20 protein-coding genes and 1 riboswitch are annotated in these 18,281 nt (G+C 43.4%); of the genes, 19 read left to right on the top strand and 1 reads right to left on the bottom strand.

Going from position 1 to position 18,281, the window contains the following annotated elements; all coding sequences use genetic code 11:
- Positions 1–3 precede the first annotated feature (3 nt).
- Positions 4–148, top strand: a riboswitch (FMN riboswitch).
- A gap of 129 nt (positions 149–277) precedes the next feature.
- From ribD to ribT, 5 genes are all read left to right on the top strand, one after another.
- A complete protein-coding gene (ribD, locus tag NYE56_RS11265; protein ID WP_032726066.1) occupies positions 278–1,363 on the top strand; it encodes a bifunctional diaminohydroxyphosphoribosylaminopyrimidine deaminase/5-amino-6-(5-phosphoribosylamino)uracil reductase RibD in 1,086 nt (361 codons plus the stop codon).
- 10 nt (positions 1,364–1,373) lie between these two features.
- Entirely contained in the window at positions 1,374–2,021 is a 648-nt protein-coding gene (gene ribE, locus NYE56_RS11260) for a riboflavin synthase subunit alpha (RefSeq protein ID WP_014480161.1), read from the top strand.
- 14 nt (positions 2,022–2,035) lie between these two features.
- Entirely contained in the window at positions 2,036–3,232 is a 1,197-nt protein-coding gene (locus NYE56_RS11255; RefSeq protein ID WP_341283861.1) for a bifunctional 3,4-dihydroxy-2-butanone-4-phosphate synthase/GTP cyclohydrolase II, read from the top strand.
- Positions 3,233–3,264: 32 nt separating this feature from the next.
- On the top strand, positions 3,265–3,729 hold the full coding sequence (gene ribH / locus NYE56_RS11250; RefSeq protein ID WP_003223915.1) for a 6,7-dimethyl-8-ribityllumazine synthase: 465 nt from the start codon (positions 3,265–3,267) through the stop codon (positions 3,727–3,729).
- Between the two features lie 112 nt (positions 3,730–3,841).
- Positions 3,842–4,216 (top strand): GNAT family N-acetyltransferase RibT, encoded by a 375-nt coding sequence (gene ribT / locus NYE56_RS11245; RefSeq protein WP_003223910.1) that lies wholly within the window; start codon positions 3,842–3,844, stop codon positions 4,214–4,216.
- 214 nt (positions 4,217–4,430) lie between these two features.
- On the opposite strand, the gene NYE56_RS11240 is transcribed toward ribT, so the two are convergent.
- Positions 4,431–4,955, bottom strand: a complete 525-nt coding sequence (locus NYE56_RS11240) for a DUF309 domain-containing protein (RefSeq protein WP_341283860.1) — start codon at positions 4,953–4,955, stop codon at positions 4,431–4,433.
- 273 nt (positions 4,956–5,228) lie between these two features.
- Between NYE56_RS11240 and scpA the strand changes: the two genes are divergently transcribed.
- From scpA to rsiX, 14 genes are all read left to right on the top strand, one after another.
- The gene (gene scpA / locus NYE56_RS11235) at positions 5,229–5,984 is read left to right on the top strand and encodes a segregation/condensation protein A (protein WP_014477220.1); all 756 of its coding nucleotides are present in this window, start codon (positions 5,229–5,231) and stop codon (positions 5,982–5,984) included.
- A complete protein-coding gene (gene scpB, locus NYE56_RS11230) occupies positions 5,974–6,567 on the top strand; it encodes an SMC-Scp complex subunit ScpB (protein ID WP_014480158.1) in 594 nt (197 codons plus the stop codon). The genes scpA and scpB overlap by 11 nt, the downstream gene beginning before the upstream one ends.
- A gap of 54 nt (positions 6,568–6,621) precedes the next feature.
- A complete protein-coding gene (locus NYE56_RS11225) occupies positions 6,622–7,161 on the top strand; it encodes a YpuI family protein (protein ID WP_335450681.1) in 540 nt (179 codons plus the stop codon).
- Positions 7,162–7,283: 122 nt separating this feature from the next.
- The gene (gene dacB / locus NYE56_RS11220) at positions 7,284–8,432 is read left to right on the top strand and encodes a D-alanyl-D-alanine carboxypeptidase DacB (RefSeq protein ID WP_014480157.1); all 1,149 of its coding nucleotides are present in this window, start codon (positions 7,284–7,286) and stop codon (positions 8,430–8,432) included.
- The gene (gene spmA / locus NYE56_RS11215) at positions 8,420–9,010 is read left to right on the top strand and encodes a spore maturation protein SpmA (protein WP_004398980.1); all 591 of its coding nucleotides are present in this window, start codon (positions 8,420–8,422) and stop codon (positions 9,008–9,010) included. The genes dacB and spmA overlap by 13 nt, the downstream gene beginning before the upstream one ends.
- Positions 9,011–9,014: 4 nt before the next feature.
- Entirely contained in the window at positions 9,015–9,551 is a 537-nt protein-coding gene (gene spmB, locus NYE56_RS11210) for a spore maturation protein SpmB (protein WP_003223896.1), read from the top strand.
- A gap of 91 nt (positions 9,552–9,642) precedes the next feature.
- Positions 9,643–10,377, top strand: a complete 735-nt coding sequence (rluB, locus tag NYE56_RS11205) for a 23S rRNA pseudouridine(2605) synthase RluB (protein WP_004398815.1) — start codon at positions 9,643–9,645, stop codon at positions 10,375–10,377.
- A gap of 94 nt (positions 10,378–10,471) precedes the next feature.
- Entirely contained in the window at positions 10,472–11,011 is a 540-nt protein-coding gene (gene resA, locus NYE56_RS11200; RefSeq protein ID WP_003230513.1) for a thiol-disulfide oxidoreductase ResA, read from the top strand.
- Positions 11,008–12,636, top strand: coding sequence for a cytochrome c biogenesis protein ResB (gene resB, locus NYE56_RS11195; RefSeq protein ID WP_341283859.1), 1,629 nt, complete (start codon positions 11,008–11,010; stop codon positions 12,634–12,636). The genes resA and resB overlap by 4 nt, the downstream gene beginning before the upstream one ends.
- A 19-nt stretch (positions 12,637–12,655) precedes the next feature.
- Positions 12,656–13,831 carry a cytochrome c biogenesis protein ResC gene (gene resC, locus NYE56_RS11190; RefSeq protein ID WP_004398799.1) on the top strand — a complete coding sequence of 392 codons (1,176 nt, stop codon included), beginning with the start codon at positions 12,656–12,658 and terminating at the stop codon, positions 13,829–13,831.
- A gap of 80 nt (positions 13,832–13,911) precedes the next feature.
- Entirely contained in the window at positions 13,912–14,634 is a 723-nt protein-coding gene (gene resD / locus NYE56_RS11185; protein WP_003246107.1) for a DNA-binding response regulator ResD, read from the top strand.
- Positions 14,631–16,400 (top strand): sensor histidine kinase ResE, encoded by a 1,770-nt coding sequence (resE, locus tag NYE56_RS11180; RefSeq protein ID WP_046381156.1) that lies wholly within the window; start codon positions 14,631–14,633, stop codon positions 16,398–16,400. The genes resD and resE overlap by 4 nt, the downstream gene beginning before the upstream one ends.
- Before the next feature lie 202 nt (positions 16,401–16,602).
- Positions 16,603–17,187, top strand: coding sequence for an RNA polymerase sigma factor SigX (sigX, locus tag NYE56_RS11175; protein WP_003230521.1), 585 nt, complete (start codon positions 16,603–16,605; stop codon positions 17,185–17,187).
- Positions 17,123–18,229 (top strand): anti-sigma-X factor RsiX, encoded by a 1,107-nt coding sequence (gene rsiX, locus NYE56_RS11170; RefSeq protein ID WP_341283858.1) that lies wholly within the window; start codon positions 17,123–17,125, stop codon positions 18,227–18,229. Before sigX ends, rsiX begins: the two co-directional genes overlap by 65 nt.
- Positions 18,230–18,281: the final 52 nt, after the last annotated feature.

The following is an 18,281-nucleotide window of genomic DNA, read 5'->3' as shown; positions in this document are numbered from 1 at the left end:
GATTGTATCCTTCGGGGCAGGGTGGAAATCCCGACCGGCGGTAGTAAAGCACATTTGCTTTAGAGCCCGTGACCCGTGTGCATAAGCACGCGGTGGATTCAGTTTAAGCTGAAGCCGACAGTGAAAGTCTGGATGGGAGAAGGATGATGAACCGCTATGCAAATGGTTCAAAAATGCATAGTGTTATTTCCTATTGCGTAAAATACCTAAAGCCCCGGATTTTTTATAAATTCGGGGCTTTTTTGACGGTAAATAACTAAAGAGGGGAGGGAAACAAATGGAAGAGTATTACATGAAGCTGGCATTAGATCTTGCGAAGCAGGGCGAAGGACAGACCGAATCCAATCCGCTTGTCGGCGCTGTTGTCGTAAAGGACGGACAAATTGTCGGAATGGGCGCCCATTTAAAATATGGTGAAGCTCATGCAGAAGTTCATGCCATCCATATGGCTGGAGCACATGCAGAGGGTGCCGACATTTACGTTACACTCGAACCGTGCAGCCATTACGGAAAAACACCGCCATGTGCAGAATTGATTATCAACTCTGGCATCAAAAGAGTGTTCGTGGCGATGAGAGATCCTAATCCGCTTGTGGCTGGAAGAGGGATCAGCATGATGAAAGAAGCCGGCATTGAGGTAAGGGAAGGCATCCTGGCAGACCAGGCGGAGAGGCTGAATGAAAAATTTCTGCACTTTATGAGGACAGGCCTTCCGTACGTCACGCTAAAAGCGGCTGCCAGCCTTGACGGCAAGATAGCTACCAGCAAGGGTGACAGCAAATGGATCACGTCAGAGGCTGCAAGACAGGATGCTCAGCAATACAGGAAAACACACCAAAGCATTTTAGTCGGAGTTGGCACAGTGAAAGCCGACAATCCGAGCTTAACCTGCAGACTGCCGAATGTAACAAAACAGCCGGTTCGGGTCATACTTGATACCGTACTCTCGATTCCTGAGGACGCTAAAGTGATTTGCGATCAAATAGCGCCGACATGGATTTTTACGACGGCACGTGCAGACGAGGAAAAGAAAAAACGGCTTTCAGCTTTCGGAGTGAACATATTTACACTTGAAACCGAGCGCATTCAAATTCCTGATGTTTTGAAGATCCTAGCGGAAGAAGGCATCATGTCGGTGTATGTGGAAGGCGGTTCAGCTGTTCACGGAAGCTTTGTCAAAGAAGGCTGTTTTCAAGAAATCATCTTCTATTTTGCCCCTAAACTAATCGGAGGAACGCATGCTCCCAGCTTAATCTCCGGTGAAGGTTTTCAATCAATGAAAGATGTCCCCTTATTACAATTCACTGATATAACCCAAATCGGCCGTGATATCAAACTGACGGCAAAACCGACAAAGGAATAGGATGGTGACCATGTTTACAGGAATTATCGAAGAAACAGGCACAATCGAATCCATGAAAAAAGCAGGGCATTCAATGGCCTTAACTATTAAATGCTCAAAGATTTTAGAGGATGTTCATCTTGGCGACAGCATTGCAGTGAACGGCATTTGTCTGACTGTCACTGATTTTACAAAAAATCAATTCACAGTGGATGTTATGCCTGAAACAGTCAAAGCTACGTCACTGAATGATTTAACAAAAGGAAGCAAAGTAAATCTGGAAAGAGCAATGGCGGCAAACGGCCGTTTCGGAGGCCATTTCGTCTCAGGCCATGTCGACGGAACTGCGGAAATCACACGAATTGAAGAGAAAAGCAACGCAGTTTACTATGATTTAAAAATGGACCCGTCATTAACAAAAACATTGGTTTTAAAGGGATCAATTACTGTGGATGGCGTGAGCTTAACCATATTCGGCCTGACAGAAGACACAGTGACGATCTCCTTAATACCGCATACGATCAGCGAAACGATCTTTTCAGAAAAAACGATCGGCTCTAAAGTGAATATCGAATGCGATATGATCGGAAAATATATGTATCGATTTTTGCATAAAGCCAATGAAAATAAGACCCAACAAACCATTACAAAAGCCTTCTTAAGCGAAAACGGCTTTTAGAGAGGAAGATTTGCATGTTTCATCCGATAGAAGAAGCACTGGACGCTTTAAAAAAAGGCGAAGTCATCATCGTTGTAGATGATGAAGACAGAGAAAATGAAGGAGACTTTGTGGCTCTTGCCGAGCATGCAACGCCGGAAGTCATTAACTTTATGGCGACACATGGGAGAGGACTGATCTGCACGCCGCTCAGTGAGGAAATCGCAGACAGGCTTGATCTTCACCCTATGGTGGAGCATAATACAGATTCTCACCACACTGCATTTACCGTAAGCATAGACCATCGTGAAACGAAAACAGGTATCAGCGCTCAAGAAAGATCTTTTACCGTTCAAGCATTGCTGGACAGCACATCCGTGCCATCTGATTTTCAGCGTCCGGGGCACATTTTTCCGCTGATTGCGAAAAAAGGAGGTGTCCTGAAAAGAGCGGGCCATACAGAAGCTGCTGTTGATCTTGCCGAAGCCTGCGGATCTCCAGGAGCCGGCGTCATTTGTGAAATTATGAATGAAGACGGAACGATGGCGAGAGTGCCTGAGCTCATTGAAATTGGGAAAAAGCATCAATTAAAAATGATCACCATTAAAGATTTAATTCAATACCGTTACAATCTGACAACACTTGTCGAGCGTGAAGTTGACATTACGCTGCCTACTGATTTTGGGACATTTAAGGTTTATGGATACACAAATGAGGTAGATGGAAAAGAGCATGTCGCATTTGTGATGGGAGATGTGCCGTTCGGAGAAGAACCGGTATTGGTCCGGGTGCATTCAGAATGTCTCACAGGTGACGTGTTTGGGTCTCATCGCTGTGACTGCGGACCGCAGCTGCACGCCGCGCTGAACCAAATTGCCGCAGAAGGCCGTGGAGTGCTCCTGTACTTGCGCCAAGAAGGACGAGGCATCGGTTTAATCAATAAATTAAAAGCTTATAAGCTTCAGGAAGAAGGTTATGACACCGTAGAAGCCAATGAGGCGCTTGGATTCTTGCCGGATCTTCGCAACTATGGCATCGGAGCACAAATTTTACGCGACCTCGGTGTCCGGAATATGAAGCTTTTGACGAATAATCCGCGAAAAATCGCAGGCCTTGAAGGCTACGGACTCAGTATTTCAGAAAGAGTGCCGCTTCAAATGGAGGCGAAAGAACACAATAAAAAATATCTGCAAACCAAAATGAACAAGCTAGGTCATTTACTTCATTTCTAATCACAAATATCACAAAAAAGGATGGGAATCATATGAATATCATACAAGGAAATTTAGTTGGTACAGGTCTTAAAATCGGAATCGTAGTAGGAAGATTTAATGATTTTATTACGAGCAAGCTGCTGAGCGGAGCAGAAGATGCGCTGCTCAGACATGGCGTAGACACAAATGATATTGATGTGGCTTGGGTTCCAGGCGCATTTGAAATACCGTTTGCTGCGAAAAAAATGGCGGAAACAAAAAAATATGATGCTATTATCACATTGGGCACTGTCATCAGAGGCGCGACGACACATTACGATTATGTCTGCAATGAAGCTGCAAAAGGCATCGCGCAAGCAGCAAACACTACTGGTGTACCTGTCATCTTTGGAATTGTAACAACTGAAAACATCGAACAGGCTATCGAGCGTGCCGGCACAAAAGCGGGCAACAAAGGTGTAGATTGTGCTGTTTCTGCCATTGAAATGGCAAATTTAAATCGCTCATTTGAATAATTTGCTGAAAACAGTTTAAAAATATGGCGAAAATGATATAATGTGAGAAAACGGATCACCTATTCGTATCCGTTAATAGCAGACTGGACATTTTGGATATAGAGGGGTTTTTATGTTAATTCGTTATAAAAAATCGTTTGAAAAGATTGCGATGGGGCTTCTTTCGTTTATGCCGAATGAAAAAGACCTTAAGCAGCTTCAGCAGACAATTAAGGACTACGAAACGGATACAGACCGCCAGCTCTTTCTTTGGAAAGAGGACGAGGATATCGTCGGAGCAATCGGAGTCGAAAAAAAGGATTCTGAGGTTGAGATCCGGCATATCAGTGTGAATCCTTCTCATCGCCATCAAGGAATCGGAAAACAGATGATGGATGCTTTAAAGCATTTATTCAAAACGCAAGTACTGGTTCCAAATGAATTAACGCAGAGCTTTTTCGAACGTTGTCAAGGTCAGCAGGATCAAGACATTTCATACAATAATTAAGCAGAGGCTGTCATCAGCCTCTGCTTTAGTTTGATGACAAAATCCGAAAACAGTTTTGTTTTAGGTTTTTGTCATCCTTTCAGCGCGATTGAAAACCCTTGAAGTCTAGGAAAGCTGAGCATTGGAGCGGAGCGAATGTTTTCATTCGTGAGCACCAACGCACAGGCTTGACAACGAATGCGAGGGTTTGTCGACACGCTGAGCAGAGGCTGGATTAGCCTCTGCTTTTTTTTCTGCGTTCTATTTCTTTTTCACGTTCACGGATAACGTCAGTCCGATCCCGCAAACGGTGTTTGTCGATAAGAAATATGTTCCTGAGTGCACTGGGCTGCCCCCATGTATACTTTTTTTTCCTGCATTCGATCCTGCATGCTTCCTCCAGTTTCTCATCTTTGATTGGCAGCATAATGCTTTTATAGGCAGAGCCCGTTTCGATTTGTTCGTAAACCGATTGCATAAGTTCGAGCAAACGGCCATGATCAAGCCCTAAGTCTTCGACTGCCCGGTGTTCTGCTTGAAGAATCCGGATGCTGTTCGCCATCAGTCTTTTTGCCCCGGCTGTATTCTGCCTTCTGTGATGATATAAAGCAACTGCAAGCTGAATAAAGCCCACCCAATAGCGTTTTCGTTTCTTTGGCGGATCTTCCTTCCAAAATTCTTCTAATATTTCATGGCATTCAAAATAATCCCGTGTCGCGTGAAACTCAACGAGATAATCTATATAAGCTTTCGGATACAAGGTGTTTCCTCCTTTAATGTGCTTTTAGTGTACCATAGAAGGGATAAAAGGAAAAAAGAACGCTCGGCCTCTATTAGAAAGGAAAACCAGAAGCTAAGGCTTTTTCTCCCGCTTCAGCGCTCTGAGCAAACACCTCTCGTGTTTTGAATATTCTGTACAAACTTGTTCAAAACAGGAAATGAAATAGTATTGGACGAGAGCTTTTTGGTGGCTTATACTATAGGGTAGCCAGTTTTTACGGCAATGAGAGTGATACTTGAAAATGGTGAGATGATGGAAGAATATCAAGTGAAAATTGATACGTTTGAGGGCCCATTGGACCTGCTGCTTCATTTAATCAATCGTCTTGAAATTGACATATATGATATACCTGTGGCGAAGATCACTGAACAATATTTATTATATGTACATACGATGCGTGTGCTTGAGCTCGATATGGCCAGCGAGTATTTGGTTATGGCTGCCACGCTGCTCAGCATTAAAAGCAGAATGCTGCTCCCGAAGCAAGAGGAGGAGCTTTTTGAAGATGAATTACTTGAAGAAGAAGATCCGCGGGAGGAACTGATTGAAAAGCTGATTGAGTATCGAAAATATAAAGATGCGGCGAAGGATTTAAAAGAACGGGAAGAAGAAAGACAAAAATCGTTCACGAAACCGCCGAGTGATTTGAGTGAATATGCAAAAGAAGTAAAACAGTCTGAGCAAAAGCTCTCTGTCACGGTCTATGATATGATCGGAGCTTTTCAAAAAGTGCTGAAACGCAAAAAAATAAACAGGCCGATGGAAACAACAATTACAAGACAGGACATACCAATCGAAGCCAGAATGAACGAAATCGTGCACAGCTTGAAATCTAGAGGAACGAGAATAAACTTTATGGATCTGTTTCCATATGAGCAAAAAGAACATTTAGTAGTGACCTTTCTAGCTGTTCTTGAGCTGATGAAAAATCAGCTTGTCCTCATTGAACAGGAGCACAATTTTTCAGATATTTACATTACGGGGAGTGAATCCATTCATGGGGCTTGATATCGTGAATTGGAAAGCTATTGTGGAAGCCCTTCTTTATGCGGCAGGCGATGAAGGGCTTACAAAAAAGCAGCTGTTAACAGTGCTTGAAATCGAAGAGCCTGAACTGAACACGATCATGGCGGATGTGGCGGACGAATACCGCGAAGATACACGAGGGATTGAACTTATTGAGTATGCAGATACGTACATGCTCTCTACCAAAAAAGACTTTGCGCCTTACTTGAAAAAACTGATTGAAGTGCCGTCAAAGGGCCTTTCTCAAGCATCTTTAGAAGTACTGGCCATTGTTTCATACAAACAGCCAATTACGAGAGCAGAAATTGAAGAAATCAGAGGAGTAAAATCAGAGCGGATTTTACACAGTCTTGTCGCGAAGGCGCTATTGTGTGAAGTAGGGCGTGCCGATGGTCCGGGGCGGGCCATTTTATACGGTACTACGCCGACTTTTCTTGAACAATTCGGTCTGAAAACGCTGGACGAGCTTCCGCCGCTGCCTGAAAATGCGGAAGAAGACGTTCTTCAAGAAGAAGCAGATTTATTTTTTGAAAACTTTAACCAAACCTTCGAAGATATAAAATAGAAGTTTAATGAATCGCGCTTTTTCATCATCATAAGATATAAGGAAGAAGCTATCATGAAAGAAGCAAAATGTGAGAGACAAAGACATGAGGGGAAGATACCAAACGAAATGGGACATTCGATTGTGCGAGCGCAGACTCAAAAAACAGGCGAATTCTTATCAATGGTTGTCAATACCGTGAACGATTACCTAAATCAAACGACGCTTGAGTCCTTACAGGCTGAATTGCCTATTGAAAAAGGATACTGCTGTGATGTGCTGAGCACTCTGAGAAGAATGGCAGTATTTTGTGAAGGAGGCGCAGAAGCGTGCCGCCGTCTCCTGATGCAGAAGCCTTTTCAGGAAGCCAGAGCGGAAAAAACACTTTATAATGTGTATCACCAATGCATTGAAGAGTTCTTTATGCCGAAAAAAGACACGTGGTGTGAAAATAGCCGGGCGTCTTATACAGGGGTCAGCGCAATTGAGTTTTATCATGCTGTTCCTGCGTCGCTTGAGCAATTATTATTGCCGTTGAGCGCGGCCTTTCTGAAGATGAGGGAAGAGCTGGCTCATTACGAAGCGTCCGGATCAAGCATGGCGCCAATCAGATAACGTTTACTCTCCCTTTTTCAGGGAGAGTTTTTTTATGTTTGCTTCCAGAAATATAATTGTTATTCATAACTGATGGACATGCGCATAAACTTGTACAAACCACCACAAGGACGTGAGCAAACATGCGCATTTTCAAAAAAGCAGTATTCGTGATCATGATTTCTTTTCTAATTGCAACCGTAAATGTGAATACAGCACATGCTGCTATAGATGTCAGTGCAAAAAGCGCGATCATTATTGACGGTGCGTCAGGCAGAGTGTTATATGCCAAGGATGAGCATCAAAAAAGGCGGATCGCGAGCATCACAAAAATTATGACCGCCGTCCTCGCCATCGAATCCGGCAAAATGGATCAAACGGTGACGGTTTCGGCAAATGCTGTCAGAACAGAAGGCTCCGCCATTTATTTAACAGAAGGTCAAAAAGTGAAGCTAAAAGATCTTGTGTATGGCCTGATGCTAAGATCAGGAAACGATGCGGCTGTCGCGATTGCTGAGCATGTCGGTGGGAGCCTCGATGGGTTTGTTTATATGATGAATCAAAAAGCCGAGCAGCTCGGTATGAAAAACACCCGTTTTCAAAACCCGCACGGATTGGACGACCATGAAAATCATTATTCAACAGCCTATGACATGGCCATTTTAACTAAATATGCTATGAAGCTGAAAGACTATCAAAAGATTTCAGGCACAAAAATATACAAAGCGGAAACGATGGAAAGCGTATGGAAAAACAAAAATAAACTGCTGACCATGCTATATCCGTACAGCACAGGAGGAAAAACAGGCTATACAAAACTTGCAAAACGGACACTGGTCTCTACGGCTTCAAAGGACGGCATTGACCTGATAGCCGTCACCATTAATGACCCTAATGATTGGGATGACCATATGAAGATGTTTAACTATGTGTTTGAGCATTATCAAACCTATTTAATTGCAAAAAAAGGGGATATTCCAAAGCTGAAAGGCACATTTTATGAATCGAAGGCTTTTATCAAACGTGATATCACCTATTTGCTGACCGAAGAGGAAAAAGAAGATGTAAAAATTAATACCACACTGCTCAAGCCGAAAAAAGCATGGGAAAAAGATGCCTCGAAAATCCCTGACATCGTAGGGCACATGGAGATCATGTTCAACGATGCAACCATCGCAAAAGTGCCGATCTATTATGAAAATGAGCGGCATCAAAAACCGAAGAAACAATTTTTTGAAACGTTTAAATCAATCTTTCTGAATGCGGCAGGCGGAGCAAAATGGTCAATATAATTTGGGTCAGTTTAACTGTGATCGGTCTCGTTTTTGCGATGTGCAACGGAACTCTGCAAGATGTAAATGAAGCCGTGTTTAAGGGTGCGAAAGAAGCGATTACGATCTCATTTGGATTGATGAGCGTGCTTGTTTTCTGGCTTGGCTTAATGAAAATCGCCGAGCAGTCAGGGCTTTTGGATATTTTCAGCCGGATGTGCAGGCCTTTTATATCTAAACTGTTCCCTGATATACCGCCAGATCACCCGGCGATGGGCTATATTTTATCTAATCTTATGGCGAATTTCTTCGGCCTCGGAAATGCAGCAACTCCGCTTGGCATTAAAGCAATGGAACAAATGAAAAAGCTGAATGGAAACCGATCGGAAGCAAGCCGCTCGATGATTACTTTTTTAGCTGTTAATACGTCCTGCATCACACTCATCCCGACAACGGTGATCGCTGTCCGAATGGCATATTCCTCCAAAACGCCGACAGATATCGTCGGGCCAAGCATTTTGGCAACGCTTATTTCCGGAATCGGTGCCATTATCATTGATCGGTATTTTTATTACCGCCGCAAAAAGAAGGGAAGGTGAGCGGATGGAAATCATCAACTGGCTGTCTTTAGCCATGATTCCAATCATTATTGCCGGAATTCTTCTTTATGGAACGATCAAAAAGGTTCCGACATATGAATCGTTTGTCGAAGGCGGGAAAGAGGGGATAGAAATTGCCTTTTCCATTATCCCCTATTTAGTCGGAATGCTTGTCGCTATAACTGTTTTCAGATCATCAGGCGCGCTTGATTTTATAATGGATCTTTTAAAACCGGTTTTCTCCGCTATCGGCATCCCTGCTGAAGTAGTGCCGCTTGCTCTGATCCGCCCGATCTCCGGTACGGCCGCTCTCGGAATGACGACCGATTTAATTGCAGTATACGGGCCCGATTCCTTTATCGGCAGGCTGGCTTCCGTCATGCAGGGATCTACAGATACAACGCTTTACGTACTGACTGTGTATTTCGGAGCAGTCGGCATTAAAAAAATGGGTGATGCATTAAAGGTGGGACTTCTTGCAGATTTAATCGGCGTAGTTGCATCTATCATCATCGTTACGTTATTATTTGGGAGCGCCTGAAAACGGCGTTTTTTTTAGATTTGGCATAGGAATTTGAAAAAGCTTGTTTGTTAAGGTTGAAAAAAGTAAGATAATACTTGAGGTGAAAGACATGGAAAGACTGCAAAAAGTGATTGCTCATGCCGGAGTTGCGTCGCGCAGAAAGGCAGAAGAGCTGATTAAAGAAGGAAAAGTAAAGGTGAATGGCAAAGTAGTAACAGAGCTAGGTGTTAAGGTCACCGGTTCTGATCAGATTGAGGTAAACGGGTTAAAGGTTGAACGCGAAGAGCCGGTTTACTTTCTCTTATATAAACCAAGAGGCGTTATTTCCGCAGCGCAAGATGATAAAGGACGCAAAGTGGTGACGGACTTTTTTAAAAATATTCCGCAGCGCATTTATCCGATTGGGCGTCTGGACTATGATACGAGCGGTCTTTTGCTTTTAACCAATGACGGCGAATTCGCCAATAAGCTAATGCATCCTAAGTATGAAATAGACAAAACATACGTGGCGAAGGTGAAAGGAATCCCGCCTAAAGAGCTGCTCAGAAAGCTGGAGCGCGGAATTAGGCTGGAGGAAGGCAAAACAGCGCCTGCTAAAGCGAAGCTGCTGTCTTTGGATAAGAAAAAGCAGACAAGCATTATTCAGCTGACGATCCATGAGGGACGCAACAGACAGGTGCGCCGCATGTTTGAAGCGATCGGACATGAGGTAATCAAGCTGAAGCGTGAGGAATACGCGTTTTTAAACCTGCGAGGCCTGCACACGGGCGATGCCAGAGAGCTTACGCCTCACGAAGTAAAAAGGCTCAGAGCACTGGCGGATCACGGTAAAAACGCTTTCTAAATTTCACATAACCTTCAAAAAGTAAGAAATGTGAAATGAATGTGCAATGATATAATTGAATGGATCTGCAATAGGGGGAAGGGGGCAGTGGACAATGAAGAAAAAAAGGCGTTTATTCATTCGGACCGGCATCCTTCTCGTTTTAATCTGCGCACTCGGCTATACCATTTACAATGCTGTATTTGCCGGCAAAGAGAGTATATCCGAAGGGTCCGACGCACCGAATTTTGTCCTTGAGGATACGAATGGGAAACGTATCGAGCTCAGTGACTTAAAAGGGAAAGGTGTTTTTTTGAATTTCTGGGGTACATGGTGTGAACCGTGCAAAAAAGAGTTTCCTTATATGGCAAACCAATATAAGCATTTTAAAAGCCAAGGTGTTGAAATTGTCGCTGTAAATGTTGGGGAGTCAAAGATAGCAGTACATAATTTTATGAAATCCTACGGAGTCAATTTCCCGGTTGTTCTGGATACAGATCGCCAAGTGCTTGATGCCTATGACGTATCTCCGCTTCCGACAACCTTTTTGATCAATCCGGAAGGAAAAGTTGTCAAGGTGGTGACCGGCACTATGACAGAAAGCATGATACACGATTATATGAATCTCATAAAACCCGGAGAGACTTCAGGATGAAGCAAGTCAAATGTGAATGCGGACATATAAACCCGGTCGGAACCGTTTTATGCGAATCGTGCGGAAGAGCTCTTCAGGAAACTCAACCTCCGCTCGCTGATATGAGATATGACGGAAGCGCAAGACGTTCGCAAACCTATAACAAAACGATCATCGATAAAATTTGGAATTTCTTTTCCTCGGTTAAGGTGGGAATATGGCTTATCGTCATAACCCTTGCCGCATCAGCGTTCGGCACCATTTTTCCCCAGGAAGCCTATCTGCCTCCGGGCGCACAGGCTGATACTTATTACAAGGAGCAGTACGGCACGTTCGGCCAGCTTTATTATTTGCTCGGGTTTCATCATTTATATGGTTCTTGGTGGTATTTGCTGCTCATTGCCTCGATCGGCATTTCACTCGTGATTTGCAGCCTTGATCGGGTCATTCCGCTGTACAGAGCGTTAAAAAACCAAGGCGTCAGAAGGAGCCCAGCTTTTTTAAGAAGGCAGCGCTTGTTCAGTGAAACAGTTACTGTACTGAACGGGGAATCGAAAGAAAAGATAGTTGCTCTATTAAAGAAAAAACATTATAGAATCAGAGAAAAAGAGGGCAGCATTCTTGCTGAAAAAGGACGCTTTTCCCGCTGGGGCCCGTATGTCAACCATATTGGATTGATCATCTTTCTGGTTGGTGCGATGCTGAGATTTGTGCCTGGCATGTACGTCGATGAGACGCTTTGGGTCAGAGAAGGCGAAACCGCCGCAATTCCCGGTACAGACGGAAAATATTATTTGAAAAACAATCAATTCAGCGTAGAGACCTATAACAGCAAAACAGAAAAAAAGGTATTTGCAGATGCCATTGACAGAGTCGGGGACGGTAGAGTGGCAAAGAACTTTCAAACCGATGCCGTACTCTACAAGAGAGAAGGAAAAATTGTTTATGGCGAGAAGCCGAACCTGAAAAAAGTAACAGAAGAAGACATCCGTGTCAATCAGCCGCTGCGTTTTGATTCTTTTTCCGTTTACCAGGTGGATTACAAAGAGAATCAGCTTGACCAAATGGTGTTCAAGCTGATTGATAAAAAAACAAAAAAATCCTTTGGGAGCCTGAAGATCAACCTTCTGGATCCAGATTCGGTCTATGATCTTGGCAACGGTTACAAGGTGGAAATCGCCAGCTACCTGCCTGACTTCTATTTTAATCAGGACGGAGAGCCGAGCACAAAAACAAAGATCCCTAACAATCCGGCTTTTGTCTTTAATATTATAACGCCGGACAAACCGAAAGGCGAAAAGAGCTTTGTCGCCATCCAAGAAACCATCGAAGGATCAGGCAATAATAAATACAAGCTGAAATTTGACCATGTCGAAACGAAAAACATTACTGGACTTACAGTCAGAAAGGATCTGACACTCTGGGTGCTTGCTGTCGGCGGAGCCATTTTTATGATCGGTGTCATTCAAGGTATGTACTGGCAGCATCGAAGAATTTGGCTGCACTCACAGGACGGTGCAGTTATGGTAGCGGGGCATACCAATAAAAACTGGTTTGGCCTGAAGAAGGATTTAGCATTTATATTGGCTGATTCCGGACTGACTGAACCGGCGGACCAAAAAGAATTAATCAAAACACAGAAATAGGCGAAAAGGGAGTGATGTCATGGCAGAGCTGAGCGGAAATTTTCTTTATGCGGCCTTTCTTGTGTATTTAATCGCTGTCCCAATCTTCGGCGGGGCCATACGCGGGAATAAAGATAAAAAGGGCAGGCCAAACCGATGGGCCAACATTGGAATCACCCTTTCTATTGTCGGTTTTTTCTGCCACCTTGGATATTTCATCACAAGGTGGGCTGCCAGCGGCCATGCGCCTGTCAGCAATATGTTTGAATTCACCACCGCTTTTGGCATGATGCTTGTTTTGGCGTTTATCATTCTTTATTTTCTCTATAGATTGCCTTCATTAGGCCTGTTTACGCTGTCAATTGCTTTATTGCTGATTGCCTACGCCAGCATGTTTCCGACAGATATCTCGCCTTTAATTCCTTCGCTCCAAAGTAACTGGCTGTATATTCATGTAACAACGGCCGCGCTTGGGCAAGCTATACTTGCCATCAGCTTTGTCGCTGGTGTCATCTTTCTTTTGAAGCATGTAGACCAGACAAAGCCAAGCAAAAAGACCTTCTGGCTTGAAGCGATTATGTTTATCCTTGTCACAACCGTCGCCTTTATTGCAATCACATCAGCATTTCGTCTTGCAGGCTATGAAGCGGAGTTTAACTGGGTGGACAAAAGTAAAGAAAAAAGCGTGATGGTGTACGAAATGCCCGCGCTTGTCGGTCCGCATCAGGGAGAGCTTTTGACCGAAGGAAGAATGGAACCGCTTGTTGATCTTCCCGCGCTTTTCTCAGGCAGAAAAGTGAACACTGTCATTTGGTCATTTGGAGCAGGTCTTGTGTTGTATGGGGCTCTCCGTCTGATCATCAGAAAAAGAATCAGCGCTCTATTACATCCGCTGGTGAAAAACGTCAATCTTGATCTGGTGGATGAGGTTGGGTACAGGGCCGTATCAATTGGATTTCCGATCTTTACACTCGGCGCGCTGATCTTTGCAATGATTTGGGCCCAGCTCGCGTGGACCAGATTTTGGGGCTGGGACCCTAAGGAAGTATGGGCGCTGATCACATTTTTGTTCTATGCCGCTTACTTGCATTTAAGACTGTCAAGAGGCTGGCACGGTGAGAAGTCAGCATGGCTGGCCGTAATCGGTTTTGCTATTATTATGTTTAATTTAATATTCGTAAATCTTGTGCTTGCCGGACTTCATTCTTATGCATAGTCCTTTGAAAGCGACACAGTTCTCAAACTTTCTCACGATTTGATAAAATGAAAGTAACAGAAGGAAAGCAGGGGGAAAACATGGACCAAACGAACGAAACAAAAATATTAGTAGTTGATGACGAAGCCAGAATTCGCCGCCTTTTAAGAATGTATCTTGAACGTGAAAATTATGCTATAGATGAAGCTGAAAATGGTGATGAAGCCATTGCCAAAGGGCTTGAAGCCAATTATGACTTGATTTTGCTTGATCTGATGATGCCGGGGACTGATGGAATTGAAGTGTGCCGGCAAATTCGTGAAAAAAAAGCGACACCCATTATCATGCTGACCGCAAAAGGAGAAGAAGCAAACCGGGTGCAGGGGTTTGAAGCGGGAACAGATGATTATATTGTTAAGCCGTTCAGCCCGAGAGAAGTCGTGCTGCGTGTAAAGGCCCTTTTGAGAAGAGCATCCCAAACTTCTTATTTCAATGCCAATACACCGACGAAAAATGTGCTCGTGTTTTCACATCTGTCCATAGACCATGATGCTCACCGCGTAACAGCTGATGGAACAGAAGTGAGCCTGACGCCAAAAGAGTATGAGCTTCTATATTTCTTAGCGAAAACGCCTGACAAGGTGTATGATCGGGAAAAGCTTCTGAAAGAAGTGTGGCAATATGAGTTTTTTGGTGATTTACGGACAGTGGACACTCACGTCAAACGCTTGAGAGAGAAGCTGAACAAGGTATCTCCGGAAGCTGCGAAAAAAATTGTCACCGTATGGGGTGTAGGTTATAAATTTGAGGTCGGCGCTGAATGAAATTTTGGAAAAGCGTAGTAGGCAAGCTGTGGTTTACGATCCTTTCACTCGTCTTGATCGTATTGTTCATTTTAACGGTTCTTTTGCTGGAGTTTATTGAAAACTACCATGTGGAAGAAGCTGAGAATGATTTAACACAGCTTGCGAATAAAGTTGCTGTCATCCTAGAAAATCACGAGGACCAGGCACTGGCAAGGTCAATCACTTGGGAGCTCGCTGATAACTTAACAAGCATTGCCATCATCCAGGATGAGAAAAACCACTGGTATTCTCCGAATGATAAAAATCGCCTGTCGTCTATTACGGTTGAGCAAATACAGCATGACAAAGACTTAAATAAAGCTCTCCAAGACCATAAAAAAGTAAGCAAACGGACGGGACTGAGCGATACAGACACGGATAATGAACGCCTGATTGTAGGTGTCCCGTATGAAAAAGACGGAAAGAAAGGCATGGTCTTTTTATCCCAGTCTTTGCTTGCCGTTAAAGATACAACAAAACATACGACCCGCTATATATTTCTTGCCGCTGGAATTGCGATTGTGCTGACCACATTTTTCGCATTCTTTTTATCAAGCAGGGTCACGTACCCTCTCCGAAAAATGAGAGAAGGCGCGCAGGATTTGGCGAAGGGCAAGTTCGATACAAAAATCCCGATTTTAACTCAGGATGAAATCGGTGAACTGGCGACCGCTTTTAATCAAATGGGCCGGCAGCTTAACTTTCATATCAATGCGCTCAATCAAGAAAAAGAGCAGCTTTCTAACATTTTGAGCAGTATGGCTGACGGGGTTATTACCATTAATATTGACGGTACGATTCTTGTGACCAACCCGCCGGCTGAACGTTTTCTTCAGGCTTGGTATTATGAACAGAACATGAATATCAAAGAAGGCGACAACCTTCCGCCTGAAGCAAAAGAGCTGTTTCAAAACGCTGTCAGCACTGAAAAAGAACAAATGATTGAGATGACGCTTCAAGGCAGATCATGGGTGCTTTTGATGTCGCCGCTTTATGCGGAATCGCACGTCAGAGGAGCGGTTGCCGTACTGCGTGACATGACAGAAGAACGCCGCCTTGATAAGCTGCGGGAGGATTTTATCGCAAATGTCAGTCATGAGCTGAGAACACCGATCTCCATGCTTCAGGGATACAGTGAAGCAATTGTCGATGACATTGCAAGCTCTGAAGAAGACCGGAAAGAAATTGCCCAAATCATTTATGACGAATCACTCCGAATGGGCCGTTTAGTTAATGATTTGCTTGATTTAGCCCGAATGGAATCAGGCCATACAGGCTTACATTATGAAAAAATCAATGTGAATGAGTTTTTAGAAAAGATCATTCGGAAGTTTTCCGGTGTTGCGAAAGAAAAAAATATTGCTTTAGATCATGACATTTCTCTCACAGAAGAGGAATTTATGTTTGATGAAGACAAGATGGAGCAGGTATTTACCAATTTGATTGATAACGCGCTGCGGCATACTTCAGCCGGCGGCAGTGTCTCCATTTCAGTCCATTCTGTGAAGGATGGATTGAAAATTGATATCAAAGACTCCGGGTCCGGCATACCGGAAGAAGATCTGCCATTTATCTTTGAGCGGTTTTATAAGGCAGATAAAGCGCGGACAAGGGGCAGAGCAGGAACCGGGTTAGGGCTGGCTATCGTTAAAAATATCGTGGAAGCCCACAACGGATCAATTACTGTGCACAGCCGAATAGATAAAGGAACAACATTTACTTTTTATATTCCGACAAAACGGTAAAATCGAGTCTGAATTTGCCGAAGAATCTTGTTCCATAAGAAACACCCGCTGACTAGCGGGTGTTTTTTTAATAGCCAACATTAATAAAATTTAAGGATATGTTAATATAAATTCCCTTCCAAATTCCAGTTACTCGTAATATAGTTGTAATGTAACTTTTCAAGCTATTCATACGACAAAAAAGTGAACGGAGGGGTTTCAAATGGAAGAAACCTTTCAATTATTATATGATACATATCATCAAGATTTGTACCAATTTTTATTTTATATGGTAAAGGATAAAAACCAGACAGAAGACCTTCTTCAAGAGGTTTATATCCGGGTATTAAATTCTTATCATACGTTTGAAGGAAGAAGCAGTGAAAAAACATGGCTTTTGTCTATCGCACGCCATGTTGCGATAGACTGGTTTCGTAAACAGCAAACAATCAGACAGCGTATACTCGGTACATTTGACTGGGATACACAGGATGTCAGGGATCAGCAATTGCTGCCGGACGAACTTGCGGTTCAACATGAAAATGTCCGGGAAATTTATGCTGCGCTTGATCAATGTACAATCGATCAAAGAGCTGTGATTATCTTGCGGTTTATTCAGGGATATTCAATACAGGAAACAGCCAAGGCTCTGCGCTTCTCGGAAAGCAAAGTAAAAACGACCCAACACAGAGGGCTCAAAGTACTTCGGAAACATATGGAGCTTTTGAGGGAGGAGCTAATGGATGATGAAGTCAGAATGGAACGAAGAACAGATAAAGGAGTTGTTAAGTCAACTTCCGGCAGTTAAAGACCATCGTTCGCCTCAGGTTATTTACAAGCGGCTGACGATGGAAAAGCGTAAAAATAAGCCCGCTGTCAGGTGGATTGGCCCCGCGTGTGCCGCTGCAATTGCGGTTTTTATCGCCTTCATTATTTCTCCTCATTTCTTTGATCAGGCACAGCCTCAACAAAAAGAAGCGTCCCAAAAGAACGCAGTAACGAAAACTGAGACAGAAGACAGCCCAAAAGCTGCGTCATCCCTGGATCATACATCGTTTGTCGTTCCTGAAAAGGAACAAGACAATTACATCACTGTAGCAGTTGCTGATGCCGATACATCCGCAATCATACCCGTCAGCATCCAAAAAACAAATGCAGACCAAACGATCCAGGATATGCTGTTTGAAAGTAGTGAATTGGGCATCCTTGATCATGCCATTACAATTCCATCCTTCATAGATGAAGTAGAAATAAAAGAAAAACCAAAGCAGAAGGAATTAAGTATACGAGTCCATCAGCCAGCTACGGCATTTTCTGTAAAAGATGATACACTGTTAAAAAAATTGCTTAAAGAATCCTTAAAATGGAGTCCTTATGAAAAAGTCAAATTTTTATCGGATCAAAATGAGACTGGGGTTCGGATTGGCTCATATGGCACTTTTACGGAAATTTCGATTCCAAAACAGTCAAAAAGAGCTTACTACTTGTACAAAAATAAACAAGGACAAGACTTTCTCGTTCCGTCAAATAATTCTTTTGATACAGTAAAAGAAGCGATTAATGAAATGGAATCGAGCAGTCAAAAAGATACAACACCGCTTATTCAAGCGGGTACTGTCCAATCTGTAACGAAGAAACAGAAGCACTTATATATCCGTTTCTCAAAGGACTCAGAAGTTGAGGATTCTATTGCCGGTATTTTAATGATTGAGGGACTTCTTTTAACCGCAAAAGAGTTTGGCTTCACAGAAGTGACCTTTACCGAAACCAGAACAAACAAAATCGGCAAATATGACGTATCAGATGCAATTCCGGTACCGGCTGCTCCAAATCCGATTTTCTTAAACTAAAATGGGCCCTTTGAGGCTCTTTTTTAGTTGCTATTCATATAATAGAAATTTT

It is taken from the genome of Bacillus sp. FSL R5-0603 (genome assembly GCF_038050295.1).
Classification (GTDB): Bacteria; Bacillota; Bacilli; order Bacillales; family Bacillaceae; genus Bacillus; species Bacillus subtilis.
This window is presented reverse-complemented; position numbering and strand designations above follow the sequence as displayed.